Genomic DNA, 15701 nt, shown 5'->3' with positions numbered 1-15701 from the left:
TCTCTCAAAACTAGATAACAATGTTCAAACTTCACATTAGAATATAGGTTAAGTCCTCGATCTATTAGTATCTGTCAGCTCCACGTGTCACCACGCTTCCACCTCAGACCTATCAACCTGATCATCTTTCAGGGATCTTACTTCCTTGCGGAATGGGAAATCTCATCTTGAGGGGGGCTTCATGCTTAGATGCTTTCAGCACTTATCCCGTCCGCACATAGCTACCCAGCGATGCCCTTGGCAGAACAACTGGTACACCAGCGGTGCGTCCATCCCGGTCCTCTCGTACTAAGGACAGCTCCTCTCAAATTTCCTGCGCCCGCGACGGATAGGGACCGAACTGTCTCACGACGTTCTGAACCCAGCTCGCGTACCGCTTTAATGGGCGAACAGCCCAACCCTTGGGACCGACTACAGCCCCAGGATGCGATGAGCCGACATCGAGGTGCCAAACCTCCCCGTCGATGTGGACTCTTGGGGGAGATAAGCCTGTTATCCCCGGGGTAGCTTTTATCCGTTGAGCGATGGCCCTTCCATGCGGAACCACCGGATCACTAAGCCCGACTTTCGTCCCTGCTCGACTTGTAGGTCTCGCAGTCAAGCTCCCTTGTGCCTTTACACTCTGCGAATGATTTCCAACCATTCTGAGGGAACCTTTGGGCGCCTCCGTTACATTTTAGGAGGCGACCGCCCCAGTCAAACTGCCCACCTGACACTGTCTCCCTGCCCGATAAGGGCAGCGGGTTAGAAGGTCAATACAGCCAGGGTAGTATCCCACCGATGCCTCCACCGAAGCTAGCGCTCCGGTTTCCAAGGCTCCTACCTATCCTGTACAAGCTGTACCAACATTCAATATCAGGCTGCAGTAAAGCTCCACGGGGTCTTTCCGTCCTGTCGCGGGTAACCTGCATCTTCACAGGTACTATAATTTCACCGAGTCTCTCGTTGAGACAGTGCCCAGATCGTTGCGCCTTTCGTGCGGGTCGGAACTTACCCGACAAGGAATTTCGCTACCTTAGGACCGTTATAGTTACGGCCGCCGTTTACTGGGGCTTCAATTCGCACCTTCGCTTACGCTAAGCGCTCCTCTTAACCTTCCAGCACCGGGCAGGCGTCAGCCCCTATACTTCGCCTTACGGCTTCGCAGAGACCTGTGTTTTTGCTAAACAGTCGCCTGGGCCTATTCACTGCGGCTTCTCGGGGCTTTAACACCCTAAGAAGCACCCCTTCTCCCGAAGTTACGGGGTCATTTTGCCGAGTTCCTTAACGAGAGTTCTCTCGATCACCTTAGGATTCTCTCCTCGCCTACCTGTGTCGGTTTGCGGTACGGGCACCTCTCACCTCGCTAGAGGCTTTTCTTGGCAGTGTGGAATCAGGAACTTCGCTACTAAATTTCGCTCGCCATCACAGCTCAGCCTTCACGGGAAACGGATTTGCCTATTTCCCAGCCTAACTGCTTGGACGCGGATATCCAATACCGCGCTTACCCTATCCTCCTGCGTCCCCCCATTGCTCAAATGGTGAGGAGGTGGTACAGGAATATCAACCTGTTGTCCATCGCCTACGCCTTTCGGCCTCGGCTTAGGTCCCGACTAACCCTGAGCGGACGAGCCTTCCTCAGGAAACCTTAGGCATTCGGTGGACGGGATTCTCACCCGTCTTTCGCTACTCATACCGGCATTCTCACTTCTAAGCGCTCCACCAGTCCTTCCGGTCTGACTTCACAGCACTTAGAACGCTCTCCTACCACTGTTCGTAAGAACAGTCCGCAGCTTCGGTGATACGTTTAGCCCCGGTACATTTTCGGCGCAGAGTCACTCGACCAGTGAGCTATTACGCACTCTTTAAATGGTGGCTGCTTCTAAGCCAACATCCTGGTTGTCTAAGCAACTCCACATCCTTTTCCACTTAACGTATACTTTGGGACCTTAGCTGGCGGTCTGGGCTGTTTCCCTTTCGACTACGGATCTTATCACTCGCAGTCTGACTCCCAAGGATAAGTCATCGGCATTCGGAGTTTGACTGAATTCGGTAACCCGGTAGGGGCCCCTAGTCCAATCAGTGCTCTACCTCCGAGACTCTTACCTTGAGGCTAGCCCTAAAGCTATTTCGGAGAGAACCAGCTATCTCCAGGTTCGATTGGCATTTCACCCCTACCCACACCTCATCCCCGCACTTTTCAACGTGCGTGGGTTCGGGCCTCCATTCAGTGTTACCTGAACTTCACCCTGGACATGGGTAGATCACCTGGTTTCGGGTCTACGACCACGTACTCATGCGCCCTATTCAGACTCGCTTTCGCTGCGGCTCCGCATCTTCTGCTTAACCTTGCACGGGATCGTAACTCGCCGGTTCATTCTACAAAAGGCACGCCATCACCCTTTAACGGGCTCTGACTACTTGTAGGCACACGGTTTCAGGATCTATTTCACTCCCCTTCCGGGGTGCTTTTCACCTTTCCCTCACGGTACTGGTTCACTATCGGTCACTAGGGAGTATTTAGCCTTGGGAGATGGTCCTCCCGGATTCCGACGGAATTTCACGTGTTCCGCCGTACTCAGGATCCACTCTGGAGAGAACAACATTTCAGTTACAGGGCTGTTACCTTCTTTGGCGGGCCTTTCCAGACCTCTTCGCTTATATCGTTCCTTTGTAACTCCGTATAGAGTGTCCTACAACCCCAAGAGGCAAGCCTCTTGGTTTGGGCTGTTCCCGTTTCGCTCGCCGCTACTCAGGGAATCGCATTTGCTTTCTCTTCCTCCGGGTACTTAGATGTTTCAGTTCCCCGGGTATGCCTTCTCATACTCTATGTATTCAAGTATGGATACTACTCCATTACGAGCAGTGGGTTTCCCCATTCGGAAATCTCCGGATCAAAGCTTGCTTACAGCTCCCCGAAGCATATCGGTGTTCGTCCCGTCCTTCATCGGCTCCTAGTGCCAAGGCATCCACCGTGCGCCCTTTCTAACTTAACCATTTCTTACTTTAGAAAGAATCACTATGTGTGATGAACTTTGCATTGCATTCAATGTGAATGTATTACTTATTGTTATCTAGTTTTCAAAGAACACGTTGGTGGAGCCTAGCGGGATCGAACCGCTGACCTCCTGCGTGCAAGGCAGGCGCTCTCCCAGCTGAGCTAAGGCCCCGATTTAATAGAAGATGGTGGGCCTGAGTGGACTCGAACCACCGACCTCACGCTTATCAGGCGTGCGCTCTAACCAGCTGAGCTACAGGCCCATCTTTCATATCGAAGATATGATGTTGTAGGATCTTTTGCAAGTTCCTTCAAAACTAAACAAGACGAAAACGCACGCTGCTCCATATATCCTTAGAAAGGAGGTGATCCAGCCGCACCTTCCGATACGGCTACCTTGTTACGACTTCACCCCAATCATCTGTCCCACCTTCGGCGGCTGGCTCCATAAAGGTTACCTCACCGACTTCGGGTGTTACAAACTCTCGTGGTGTGACGGGCGGTGTGTACAAGGCCCGGGAACGTATTCACCGCGGCATGCTGATCCGCGATTACTAGCGATTCCAGCTTCACGCAGTCGAGTTGCAGACTGCGATCCGAACTGAGAACAGATTTATGGGATTGGCTAAACCTTGCGGTCTCGCAGCCCTTTGTTCTGTCCATTGTAGCACGTGTGTAGCCCAGGTCATAAGGGGCATGATGATTTGACGTCATCCCCACCTTCCTCCGGTTTGTCACCGGCAGTCACCTTAGAGTGCCCAACTAAATGCTGGCAACTAAGATCAAGGGTTGCGCTCGTTGCGGGACTTAACCCAACATCTCACGACACGAGCTGACGACAACCATGCACCACCTGTCACTCTGTCCCCGAAGGGAAAGCCCTATCTCTAGGGTTGTCAGAGGATGTCAAGACCTGGTAAGGTTCTTCGCGTTGCTTCGAATTAAACCACATGCTCCACCGCTTGTGCGGGCCCCCGTCAATTCCTTTGAGTTTCAGTCTTGCGACCGTACTCCCCAGGCGGAGTGCTTAATGCGTTAGCTGCAGCACTAAGGGGCGGAAACCCCCTAACACTTAGCACTCATCGTTTACGGCGTGGACTACCAGGGTATCTAATCCTGTTCGCTCCCCACGCTTTCGCTCCTCAGCGTCAGTTACAGACCAGAGAGTCGCCTTCGCCACTGGTGTTCCTCCACATCTCTACGCATTTCACCGCTACACGTGGAATTCCACTCTCCTCTTCTGCACTCAAGTTTCCCAGTTTCCAATGACCCTCCCCGGTTGAGCCGGGGGCTTTCACATCAGACTTAAGAAACCGCCTGCGAGCCCTTTACGCCCAATAATTCCGGACAACGCTTGCCACCTACGTATTACCGCGGCTGCTGGCACGTAGTTAGCCGTGGCTTTCTGGTTAGGTACCGTCAAGGTGCGAGCAGTTACTCTCGCACTTGTTCTTCCCTAACAACAGAGCTTTACGATCCGAAAACCTTCATCACTCACGCGGCGTTGCTCCGTCAGACTTTCGTCCATTGCGGAAGATTCCCTACTGCTGCCTCCCGTAGGAGTCTGGGCCGTGTCTCAGTCCCAGTGTGGCCGATCACCCTCTCAGGTCGGCTACGCATCGTCGCCTTGGTGAGCCATTACCCCACCAACTAGCTAATGCGCCGCGGGTCCATCTGTAAGTGACAGCCGAAACCGTCTTTCATCCTTGAACCATGCGGTTCAAGGAACTATCCGGTATTAGCTCCGGTTTCCCGGAGTTATCCCAGTCTTACAGGCAGGTTACCCACGTGTTACTCACCCGTCCGCCGCTAACATCCGGGAGCAAGCTCCCTTCTGTTCGCTCGACTTGCATGTATTAGGCACGCCGCCAGCGTTCGTCCTGAGCCAGGATCAAACTCTCCGAAAAAGTACAAAACCGAAGTTTTGTTTTTCGTCAGCGTTTGACTGACTACCTATGATGTTTCATAGGATTTTTTTATAAAAACTCGAATTAACAGGTACGTTTTGTCTTGTTTAGTTTTCAAAGAACTTGTTTACCGCTTCAGAAGCGACTAGAACATCATACCACATTTAAATTGTTAATGTCAACAACTTTTTTGTTATCATGTTTTTTCGTTTCTTCGTCATCAGCGACGTATATTAATTTACCACCATACAGAATCAAAGTCAACAATATTTTTCATTAAATAATAAATTTTTCAATTACGACTAAAGCTGCTACGCCTGGGATGCCCAATAAACCACTGATTCCACTTGTTACAGGGTTAATAGAGACATGTAATCCTAGACTCTCACCAAATAGATTGAGGCAAAATAAAAAAAGAGCACCTGCCACAAACTTTATTCCGATCAGCCCTAACCATTTGATGGGGTTCGCTTGAACACCTGACATAAACAACAATAGTACAGCAAGCAAAATTGACCCGATCACAATAACAGGTTCCATAATCCTCTCATCTCCTCTTCATATGAATAGTACAAGCATATGAGAGGACTATGTAAAATAGACCTGCTATCTCCAGCTGTTTAAACGTAAATTCCTCTTTTTCGCTTCTCTTAGATAGAAAAAGTACTTCGCTTGAGCAAGCTTTAATTCGAATAGAATGTCCGGTGAAGGCTCAACGCTATTTGCGACAAGCTTTTTTTGTCTGTTCCATTCTTCCTTTTGCTTAAAAAGCTGTTGAATTAATTTCTCATCGAATTCTTTTCGAATTGATTTTCTGCGAAGAAAACCCATGTACCGTACTTCTCCTTCCTACATCTCACGTCTGCCCTCTAGAGCTTTAGACAGTGTGACTTCATCCGCATACTCTAAGTCTCCACCTACTGGTAGTCCGTGAGCAATACGAGAGAGTTTAATTCCTGATGGTTTCAACAATCTAGAGATATACATGGCTGTAGCCTCTCCTTCAATGTTTGGATTCGTTGCAAGGATTACCTCTGTCACTTGATCGTCTTGCAATCTTTTTAACAGGTCAGGAATTTTAATGTCCTCTGGGCCAATGCCATCCATTGGCGAAATGGCACCATGAAGCACATGATATAAGCCGTTGTATTCTTTCATCTTTTCCATTGCAATCACATCTTTTGGATCTTGTACTACACAGATAACAGATTGATCTCTTCTTGTATCTTCACAAATATAGCAAGGATCTTGATCTGTGATATGGCCGCATACCGAGCAATAAGTTAAATTACGCTTTGCGTTAACAAGCGCCTTCGCGAAATCTAGTACGACATCTTCCTGCATACTAAGAACAAAAAAAGCCAGACGGACCGCGGTTTTCGGTCCGATTCCTGGCAATTTCATAAAGCTATCAATCAGCTTTGATATTGGTTCAGGATATTGCATCTTCAGTTATTCCTCCTAGAATAAACCTGGCATGTTCATTCCTTTTGTGAATTGACCCATTGTTTCATTTGTTAACTCATCAACTTTTTTCAATGCATCGTTTGTCGCTGCAAGTACAAGATCTTGAAGCATATCGATATCTTCTGGATCAACAACTTCTTCATTGATTGCTACATCGACAACTTCTTTTTGTCCATTTACTTTTACAGTGACCATACCGCCACCAGCTGTACCTTCAAGGACTTTTTCTGCAAGCTCTTCTTGAGCCTTAGCCATATCCTTTTGCATTTTTTGCATTTGTTTCATCATTTTTTGCATATTTCCCATTCCACCGCGCATATGAACACCACTCTCTTTCATTTTTATTAATCTTTAATTTCAATTAAATCGGTTCCTACTAACTTCTTTGCTTCTGCAATCAATGGATCCTCTTCAGCAGGAGTCCCCTGACCATCTGCCTGTTCATCTGGCTGATGATCTCTTAAAAATTCTTCTCTTATTTTACCCCATTGAGCGTCAGGAACGCCAACTAATTCCACTCTTTTCCCTAACATAGACTCTAGTAGCTGCTCAAGGTTGGTTCGAACACCACTTTTATCTTCAGCAACCATTTTACAATGTATTTCAAACTTGAATTTTAAAACAAAGGCATGAGTAGCAGCAGCAACTGGTTCACTATCCGTTAATAGTGCAGCGTGAGACACCTTATTCTGCTGTTTCAAGTGGGCAAGGAGTTCTCCCCATTTACCTTTAATTTTTTCTAGCTCTGGACGTTTTGCCTCTTTTAGAATCTCGTGAATTCGACCGACAGGTGCACGGTATCCATTTTTGTTACTCGTTTGTGGTCGAGGTGCTTCCTTTTTTTCTTGAGGATGATGAGAATGAGACATTGGCACACCCTCAGCTTTTATCCTAGATAGCTCCTGTTCCAACCTGTCTATTTTATCCGTTAGCGCCGTTAAATCAGCGTTAGCATGAGCTTGTGGTATTCCAGCCGTTGACTGACATAGCTTGACAACAGCTACCTCAAAGAAAATCCTTGGATGATTCGTCCATTTCATTTCTTGGTGACTTTTATTCAGCACTTCAATTGTTTCATATAGAAATTGAGGTGTCACACGATCCGAAAGCGTCACGAAATTTTCATCGACCTTTACCTTTTCAAGGACCCCTTCCAGATCTGGTGCTGTTTTATAAAGCAGCATATCTCTAAAATAAAAAATCATGTCCTCTATTAATTTAGCAGCATCTTTCCCCTGCTGAAGTAATTCATTTAAGGTATCTAACGCCACAGCAATATTTTGATCAAAAATTGCTTCGGCTAGCTGACTAATGAATTGCTGAGAAACAGCTCCTGTAATGAGCAGCGCATCATCAATTGTCAGTTGCTCACCACTAAATGAAATTGCTTGATCTAAGAGGCTTAGTGCATCACGCATACCGCCATCAGCTGCACTAGCGATAATCTCGAGCGAGCCCTCTTGTACATTTAGGCTTTCTGCATCTACAATTTTCTGCATTCTTCCAACAATATCTTTTGTTGTGATTCGTTTAAAATCAAATCTCTGGCAACGAGATATGATGGTAAGAGGAATCTTATGAGGCTCTGTGGTAGCCAAAATAAAGATACAATGAGCGGGCGGCTCCTCTAACGTTTTAAGGAGGGCATTAAACGCCCCGATAGAGAGCATATGTACTTCATCTATAATATAAACCTTATATGTAACCGCCGAAGGAGCAAATTTCACTTTATCACGTATATCACGGATTTCATCTACCCCGTTGTTTGAGGCAGCATCTATTTCGATCACATCTGAAATCGAGCCGTTAGTAATCCCTTTACAGGCATCACATTCATTACAAGGTTCACTCACAGGTGACTTTTCACAGTTCACTGCCTTCGCAAAGATTTTAGCAGCACTTGTTTTACCTGTTCCTCTAGGACCTGAAAATAAGTAAGCATGAGAAAACTTCTTCTGCAAAAGGGCATTTTGCAACGTTTTTGTGATGTGTTCTTGTCCAACAACATCCTCAAAAACTTGAGGTCTGAACACTCGATACAAAGCTTGATAACTCACAAATACGCCCTCCTCCATTTATCATCTTTTTTATTATACATGATGCACCGATCAATTCAAAAGCACACCTTTATTTTCTAATAAACGAAAATGATGATTTCAACTATAGATTTTCTACTTTCTATGAATCAAAAACCTTTTTTCTAGATTTTCGAATTGATCTGCCACACCATAAAGAACACTAGTTCTCATCATAATTAATGAAAAAACAAAAGACTCTAAAAAGATTTTTTGGCTATTTGTATAAACAAAGCAGCTGAGCTATTCTTTAAACAGCAACAAAAAACTCACCTAGATTAACTAGATGAGTTACATTTAATATTGATTTACCGTGCACCTTCTGTCGATTCGCTACCCCAAGCGTTACTTAAACAGTTAGCTCGGCCCAGGCAACCCTGCGGCACATGAGAGGTTTCACTTAATGCTGCTTCCTTCCGGACCTGACATGGTTCATGAATTCCCATTGCGCAGGACCCAGACGTCAACACCACTTATTTAAGGCAGACCTTGAAGTAAACGAACCTTGAGAAGGGATTCGGCCTCGCTAGAGCGGATTGCGAGTACAGGGCACCGCTACCTCCCCGCTTAGCACGGCAAAATGAATATTAAATTGTTAGTGACGCAGACATAAGTATACCTTCTTATAGCCGAAATTGCAAACAACATCCATTCATTTACTTTTGGCTTGTTTCTTTCGCTGACGGAGATTTCGGAAGAACTGACTTAACAGCTCACCACACTCATTTTCAAGTACACCACCAATGACTTCAGACTGATGATTGAACCGTTCATCATCCAGTAAATTCATTAAAGTACCTGCACATCCACCTTTTGGATCGCATGCACCGAAAACGACCTTTTTCACTCTAGAAAGGACAATCGCTCCCGCACACATAGGACATGGTTCAAGCGTCACATAAAGTACAGCATCCTCTAAACGCCAGCTTCCAGCCGTTTTACACGCTTCATCAATGGCAAGTAATTCTGCATGTGCAATTGAACGCTGCTCTGTTTCCCTTAAATTATGAGCTCGGCTCACAATTTGGTCATCAACAACGATGATGGCACCGATTGGTACTTCTCCTATTTGTTCTGCTTTTAAGGCTTCAGAAATAGCTTCTTGCATAAACTGTTCATCTCTCGTCATAGCACGGCTCTCTTTTCATGTTTTTTAAAAGGATATTGAGGTTAACATATTAGCACAATCTTTTAAAGGGGGTCTTACTTTGTCAAAGCACCAAAAGGCACTGCTTATTATCGACATGATTAATAATTTTGATTTTGAAATGGGACATGTGCTCGCTGATAAAACAGAGCAAATGACCAATAAGATTTTAGCTCTTAAAGATCATGCTTTCAAGGAAAATTGGCCGATTATCTATATCAACGACCACTATGGTCTCTGGAAGGCTGATATTCAAGCTGTGATGGAAACATGTGAAAATGAAAGAAGCGCCCCTATTTTAGAGAAAATGGCACCATCTAAAGATGATTACTTCTTAATTAAACCGAAGCATTCTGCCTTCTATGGAACTGCATTAGAGACACTCTTAAATGAATTAGGTGTACAAGACATCATTTTGACCGGAATTGCAGGAAACATTTGCGTTCTGTTCACTGCAAATGACGCATACATGCGAGAATACAACTTAATTGTACCTAAAGATTGTATCGCATCAAATGACGACAGAGACAACGAATATGCTTTAACGATGATGGAGAACGTTCTACTAGCAAAAATCACCACTGCTAAAGAGATCACGAATGAAAATCAAACATGATTTATCCATAACCCTCATAAATTGTTAGCAATAACAAAGGGGGCGTTGACTATTCAAATTTATGTTGTCAAAAGAGGAGATACTTTAAACGAAATTGCCATGCGTTTTAAAACAACAGTCAATGAAATCATCCGTACCAACGATATTGAAACACCAAATCAACTCGTCATTGGACAAACAATTGTCATTCCAATTAGAGGACAATTTTATGAGGTCAAACAAAATGACACACTTTATCAAATTGGAAGACGATTTCGAATTTCAGTGGAAGAGTTGGCACGTGTGAATAGAATACGGCCTGAAGCGATACTTCCTATTCGCTTCTTGCTCTATATTCCTCAAAGACCTAAGAGGAACATTAATTCGAATGCTTACATTGAACCACGGGGAAATCAAGTCAGTGAAAACTTAAAACAAGCAGCTAGAGAGGCCTCTCCATATTTAACGCATTTAGGCGCCTTTAGTTTTCAAGCGCAAAGAGATGGAACACTGAAAGAACCACCGTTAGATCAGCTACCTCAAATAGCCGCTCAGAGCAGAACCGTTTTATCAATGGTGGTGACTAACCTAGAGAATGATAAATTCAGTGATGAACTTGGGCGAATTCTTTTGAATAACCAATCTGTCAAAGCCACATTTTTAAATGAAATCGTTCGTGTTGCAAAAAAGTATCAATTAAAAGAAATCCATTTTGATTTTGAATATTTACGTCCCGCTGATAAAGATGCTTACATTCAATTTTTAAGAGAGGCAACAACCCGCTTCCATCAAGAAGGATGGACAATATCTGTTGCGCTTGCCCCTAAAACAAGTAGTCAGCAAAAGGGAAAATGGTATGAAGCTCATGACTATGAAGCCATTGGGAAGATCGTCGATCATGTTGTATTAATGACCTACGAATGGGATACAGCGGCGGCCCTGCGCAAGCAGTCTCTCCCATTGGACCTGTCCGCCAAGTCATTGAATATGCACTGACCGTTATGCCAGCCAATAAAATTGTTATGGGCCAGAACTTATACGGCTATGATTGGACGCTACCTTACGTTCAAGGCGGCCCTATTGCTAAAGCTGTCAGTCCCCAACAAGCGATTGCAATTGCTAGAAATAATAATGCCTCCATTCTATATGACGAAACAGCACAAGCACCTTATTTTCGTTATAAAGATGCCAATAATAAAGAGCACGAGGTATGGTTCGAAGACGCTAGATCAATTCAAGCAAAGTTCAACCTCATCAAAGAGTTAAACTTGAACGGAATTGCTTATTGGAAATTAGGTCTATCCTTCCCTCAAAATTGGCTCTTATTATCCGATCAATTTAATATTGAAAAAAGAACGACATCGTAATCCGTTCGCTCTATCTCTCGGAAGGGGTATGGTACAATATACATTGGTTTGACAACTTTATAGATAGAGGAGAACGCCTATGTATCCTGCCCCTTTTATTGCAGTGGAAGGCCCAATTGGAGCCGGAAAAACAACTTTGGCTACAATGCTTGCGAAGGAATTTCAATTTCCTTTAGTAAAAGAGATTGTAGAAGAAAATCCATTCTTAGATAAATTTTATGAAGATATGGAACAATGGAGCTTTCAGCTTGAGATGTTCTTTTTATGCAATCGGTTCAAACAATTAGAATCTATTCAAGAAAACTATGTGAATCAACAGCAGCCGATTGTCACTGATTATCATGTCTATAAAAATATGATATTTGCAGAAAGAACATTATCAAAAAAGCACATGGACAAATACAGAAAGATCTATCACCTGCTAACAGATGATCTTCCTAAACCAAATGCCATCATCTATATAAAAGCCAGCCTTCCTACCTTACTTGAAAGAATACAGATGAGAGGACGCTCTTTTGAAGAAGACATTGATCCGGCTTATTTAAAAACACTCATTGAAGATTATGAGCTGGCCATTGAGCATTTAAAGCAGACTGACCCAGGGCTTCCTATCATTACAATTGAAGGAGATCATACAGACTTCGTTTCCTCACAGCAAGATTACCAGCAAATTGTACAGAACATAAAGGAGCAAGTGCTATGAACAATATCGAAATACCAAAGGATGCAGTGATCACAATCGCCGGGACTGTTGGTGTCGGAAAATCAACTATGACTAAAACAATAGCGGACAAGCTTGGCTTTCAAACCTCTCTTGAAAAAGTAGATGATAACCCATACTTAGAGCCCTTTTATTCAGATTTCCAAAGATGGAGCTTCCATTTACAGGTCTATTTCCTAGCTGAGCGTTTTAAGGAGCAAAAACGGATTTTTGAATCTGGTGGAGGATATGTGCAAGATCGTTCAATTTATGAGGACACAGGCATTTTCGCAAAAATGCATGCGGACAAAGGTACGATGTCTGAAGTAGATTATGAAACGTATACGAGTCTATTCGAGGCGATGGTGATGACACCTTACTTCCCTCACCCTGATGTTCTCATCTATTTACACGGGGATTTAGATCATATTTTACATCGTATTGAGGAACGCGGCAGAGAGATGGAAACTCAAACGGACCGAGCCTATTGGGAAGAAATGTACATGCGATACACGGAATGGATCGAACAATTCGATTTATGTCCAGTGATTATAATTAACATTGAAGATTATGACTTACTTCATGATGAAAGCTCACTTGATCCCATTCTTCATGAAATAGCTTCTGTTATTCAAAAAAATCTCTCTAAAACAAAATAAAAAAAACCGCTGCATTTCGCGAATGCAGCGGTTTGACAATTCCAATTTTTATGCTTGCGTTTCAATTCAACTAAGGTAAAAAATCAATATGGCGGAGGAAGAGGGATTCGAACCCCCGCGGGCTTTGACACCCCTGTCGGTTTTCAAGACCGATCCCTTCAGCCGGACTTGGGTATTCCTCCGTATCGACAAGAATTAATATACCATATCGTTTTATTTCAAGTCAACATCTTTTCGAAAAAAATTTCAATAAGTTATTTTGGTATGAGAATCTGCCCATAAAAAAGCAGCCATCGACGGCTGCTCTTGATCTATTTTGTATCCTGTCTAATCTCTTCAATAAAATGATTCATCTCTTCTTTAAACTCATTTAATGATTCAATAATTTTCGTAAAATCTGTCACTTGTTTTGCTTGTTCATTTGTTGAACTGCTGATTTGTGAGATGTTTTCAGACAAAGTGCCAATGCTGTCTTGGATCTCTTTTAAGAAGGTATTAATGGTTTCAGCCGCTTCCTTTGATCCATCTGATAATTTACGAACTTCATCAGCCACGACAGCAAACCCTTTTCCATTCTCTCCTGCTCTTGCTGCTTCAATTGCAGCATTTAGCCCTAGCAAGTTGGTTTGTCTAGCAATCCCGCCAATGGTTTTGACGACTTCTTCAATATTTGCAGATTTCTCTTCCGCTCTTCCTGCCTGTTCGCTTATTTCTAAACTTGTGGCAGCCAGCTCTTGTGAATGCGCAGCGATTTGCTCAATTCCACTTTGAAGTTCTTTCGCTACATCATTGATATGCTCCATATAACCGCTTAATTTCTTTTCACGATGATGTGAAAAAGCCACTAAAAAAGAGCCAATTACTTTTCTATTTTCATCAAAAATCGGGTAACCTTTTACTGCAATTTCATAACCATATAAAGACTCTGGTAAATGACCGTCATATTCTTGTCCTCTTAATGTCGTCGCCACGTTTTGGTCTTCTGGGTTCAATGGGTCCCCAACCTTCATGCCAAAATCTATTGTTTTAGACGGATAGTAACAAAGCACCTTCTCTGTATCAGTGATGCCAAAAAGGATACTTTCATCTAGAACTTTTCTAATTAATTGAGCCATTTCAACATAATAGTCAAGCCTATTCAAGGTTATTCCTTCTTTCCTAGAAGCTTTTAGTATTTCTATCGGCTAAATTTAGGAAAACTGTAGGACTTTTGGGAAAAAGAAAAAAGATGCCATAGCGGCATCTTATTTCATAACTTCTTTATTTCCCATATAAGGACGCAGTACTTCAGGAATGATCACAGTGCCGTCCTCTTGTTGATAGTTTTCTAAAATGGCCGCCACGGTTCTTCCTACTGCTAAACCAGATCCATTTAATGTGTGCACATGCTCTGGCTTGGCTTTAGGCTCTGGACGGAATCGAATGTTTGCACGTCTTGCTTGGAATGCTTCAAAGTTACTGCAAGAAGAAATTTCACGATACGTATCTTGGCTCGGAATCCATACTTCGATGTCGTATTTTTTCGCAGCCGTGAATCCTAAATCTCCCGTACACATGCTCATGACACGGTATGGCAGATTTAATAACTGAAGGACTTTTTCTGCTTGATTTGTTAGTTTCTCTAATTCTTCATAAGAATCTTCAGGTCTAACAAATTTCACAAGCTCTACCTTATTAAATTGATGCTGACGGATGAGTCCGCGTGTATCTCTGCCGGCAGATCCAGCCTCTGATCTAAAGCAAGCACTGAATGCTGCATAATTGATTGGCAGCTGTTCCCCTTCAAGGATTTCGTCACGGTGCATGTTGGTGATTGGCACTTCAGCCGTTGGAATGAGGAAGTAATCTTCTTCTCGAATTTTAAAGGCATCCTCTTCGAACTTTGGAAGCTGACCAGTTCCTGTCATGCTTGCTCTGTTAACCATATAAGGTGGAATCACTTCAGTAAAACCAAACTCATCCACATGTAAATCGAGCATGAAGTTATACAGTGCGCGCTCTAAGCGTGCGCCAAGCCCTTTATAAAAAACGAAACGGCTTCCTGTCACTTTTCCTGCACGTTCAAAATCTAGAATATCTAACTCATCCGCTACGTCCCAATGTGGCTTTGGCTCAAATGAGAATGCCGGCTGTTCGCCCCATTTTCTCACTTCCACGTTGTCATCTTCTGTTTCCCCAACGGGTACAGTGTCATGAGGGATATTCGGAATAGAGAATAGGATATGCTGCAAGCTTTCTTCTACTGTTCGTAGCTCATCATCCAGCTTCTTAATCTCATCTCCTACCTCACGCATTTCTTGAATAATGTGATCGGCGTCTTTCTTTTCTCTTTTTAGAACAGCCACTTGCTGTGATACTTCATTTCTTCGGCTCTTTAATTCTTCTGTTTTTCCGATTAATTCTCTTCTTTTTTGATCCAGCTCACCAAACTTATCAAAATCTGCTAAATCTTCGCCTCGGTGTGCTAATTTTTCTTTGATTTGATCAAAGTCCGTGCGCAGTTGTTTAATATCCAGCATGTGTAACACTCCTTTTTTTATCGAAAAATAAAAAGAGCCCTCATCCCATGAAAGGGACGAGAGCTCTCGCGTTGCCACCCTGATTGAAAACATGCAGAAGCATGCTTTCCTCTTTCCTCTGTAACGGTATCACCGTAAATGCTTACTTCTCGTGTTTCAGCATTTCGCTCAAGGATGGATTCAGACTGCATCTTTCACCGATTCGCACCAACCATCGGCTCTCTGAGAAAGAGGGGCTTCTTACTATTTCCCGTCAACGCTTTTTCGATCTTTGATTGTGATTTTAAT

General features: G+C 43.7%; 10 protein-coding genes, 3 tRNA genes, 2 rRNA genes, 1 other RNA gene, 2 pseudogenes and 1 other annotated feature. Of the genes and pseudogenes, 4 read left to right on the top strand and 14 right to left on the bottom strand.

Features of this window, described 5'->3' with window-relative positions; genetic code table 11:
* Nucleotides 1-44 precede the first annotated feature (44 nt).
* The 11 genes from MHI11_RS00180 to tadA form a co-directional block, all read right to left on the bottom strand.
* Nucleotides 45-2975, bottom strand: a 23S ribosomal RNA gene (locus tag MHI11_RS00180).
* Between the two features lie 98 nt (nucleotides 2976-3073).
* A tRNA-Ala gene (locus tag MHI11_RS00175) sits at nucleotides 3074-3149 on the bottom strand.
* 14 nt (nucleotides 3150-3163) lie between these two features.
* A tRNA-Ile gene (locus MHI11_RS00170) sits at nucleotides 3164-3240 on the bottom strand.
* 95 nt (nucleotides 3241-3335) lie between these two features.
* Nucleotides 3336-4884: ribosomal RNA gene (locus MHI11_RS00165) — 16S ribosomal RNA — on the bottom strand.
* The 16S and 23S rRNA genes sit together here with 2 tRNA genes alongside, the layout of an rRNA operon.
* Before the next feature lie 276 nt (nucleotides 4885-5160).
* The gene (locus MHI11_RS00160; protein ID WP_003218084.1) at nucleotides 5161-5424 is read right to left on the bottom strand and encodes a pro-sigmaK processing inhibitor BofA family protein; all 264 of its coding nucleotides are present in this window, start codon (nucleotides 5422-5424) and stop codon (nucleotides 5161-5163) included.
* A 66-nt stretch (nucleotides 5425-5490) separates the two neighbouring features.
* On the bottom strand, nucleotides 5491-5715 hold the full coding sequence (locus MHI11_RS00155) for a YaaL family protein (RefSeq protein ID WP_340960169.1): 225 nt from the start codon (nucleotides 5713-5715) through the stop codon (nucleotides 5491-5493).
* Nucleotides 5716-5733: 18 nt separating this feature from the next.
* Nucleotides 5734-6330, bottom strand: a complete 597-nt coding sequence (recR, locus tag MHI11_RS00150; protein ID WP_003218094.1) for a recombination protein RecR — start codon at nucleotides 6328-6330, stop codon at nucleotides 5734-5736.
* Between the two features lie 15 nt (nucleotides 6331-6345).
* Nucleotides 6346-6669 carry a YbaB/EbfC family nucleoid-associated protein gene (locus MHI11_RS00145; RefSeq protein WP_008342011.1) on the bottom strand — a complete coding sequence of 108 codons (324 nt, stop codon included), beginning with the start codon at nucleotides 6667-6669 and terminating at the stop codon, nucleotides 6346-6348.
* Between the two features lie 26 nt (nucleotides 6670-6695).
* Nucleotides 6696-8408, bottom strand: a complete 1713-nt coding sequence (gene dnaX / locus MHI11_RS00140) for a DNA polymerase III subunit gamma/tau (protein ID WP_126741999.1) — start codon at nucleotides 8406-8408, stop codon at nucleotides 6696-6698.
* 329 nt (nucleotides 8409-8737) lie between these two features.
* Nucleotides 8738-9002, bottom strand: an RNA gene (gene ffs / locus MHI11_RS00135) — signal recognition particle sRNA large type.
* A gap of 76 nt (nucleotides 9003-9078) precedes the next feature.
* Nucleotides 9079-9555, bottom strand: coding sequence for a tRNA adenosine(34) deaminase TadA (gene tadA, locus MHI11_RS00130; RefSeq protein ID WP_268508635.1), 477 nt, complete (start codon nucleotides 9553-9555; stop codon nucleotides 9079-9081).
* A 79-nt stretch (nucleotides 9556-9634) separates the two neighbouring features.
* Here tadA and MHI11_RS00125 point away from each other — a divergent pair, with 79 nt between their 5' ends.
* From MHI11_RS00125 to MHI11_RS00110, 4 genes and pseudogenes are all read left to right on the top strand, one after another.
* Nucleotides 9635-10189: an isochorismatase family cysteine hydrolase gene (locus tag MHI11_RS00125; RefSeq protein ID WP_268508636.1), complete on the top strand. Its 555-nt coding sequence runs from the start codon at nucleotides 9635-9637 to the stop codon at nucleotides 10187-10189.
* Between the two features lie 99 nt (nucleotides 10190-10288).
* A pseudogene (locus MHI11_RS00120) lies at nucleotides 10289-11535 on the top strand (glycosyl hydrolase family 18 protein).
* A 79-nt stretch (nucleotides 11536-11614) separates the two neighbouring features.
* On the top strand, nucleotides 11615-12238 hold the full coding sequence (locus MHI11_RS00115; RefSeq protein ID WP_044140447.1) for a deoxynucleoside kinase: 624 nt from the start codon (nucleotides 11615-11617) through the stop codon (nucleotides 12236-12238).
* Nucleotides 12235-12894, top strand: coding sequence for a deoxynucleoside kinase (locus MHI11_RS00110; protein WP_340960167.1), 660 nt, complete (start codon nucleotides 12235-12237; stop codon nucleotides 12892-12894). Before MHI11_RS00115 ends, MHI11_RS00110 begins: the two co-directional genes overlap by 4 nt.
* Nucleotides 12895-12983: 89 nt before the next feature.
* Here MHI11_RS00110 and MHI11_RS00105 read toward each other — a convergent pair.
* The 3 genes and pseudogenes from MHI11_RS00105 to serS all read right to left on the bottom strand — a co-directional run bounded on the left by MHI11_RS00105 (nucleotide 12984) and on the right by serS (nucleotide 15413).
* Nucleotides 12984-13076 (bottom strand) — tRNA-Ser (locus tag MHI11_RS00105).
* Nucleotides 13077-13205: 129 nt separating this feature from the next.
* Nucleotides 13206-13541 (bottom strand): annotated as a pseudogene (locus tag MHI11_RS20870) (methyl-accepting chemotaxis protein); the annotation flags it as partial.
* A gap of 597 nt (nucleotides 13542-14138) precedes the next feature.
* A complete protein-coding gene (gene serS / locus MHI11_RS00095) occupies nucleotides 14139-15413 on the bottom strand; it encodes a serine--tRNA ligase (protein WP_044140449.1) in 1275 nt (424 codons plus the stop codon).
* A 49-nt stretch (nucleotides 15414-15462) separates the two neighbouring features.
* Nucleotides 15463-15679 (bottom strand) — a binding site (T-box leader).
* Nucleotides 15680-15701: the final 22 nt, after the last annotated feature.

The sequence above is a fragment of the Bacillus sp. FSL K6-3312 genome, assembly GCF_038007485.1.
Taxonomy (GTDB): Bacteria; Bacillota; Bacilli; order Bacillales; family Bacillaceae; genus Bacillus; species Bacillus pumilus.
This window is presented reverse-complemented; position numbering and strand designations above follow the sequence as displayed.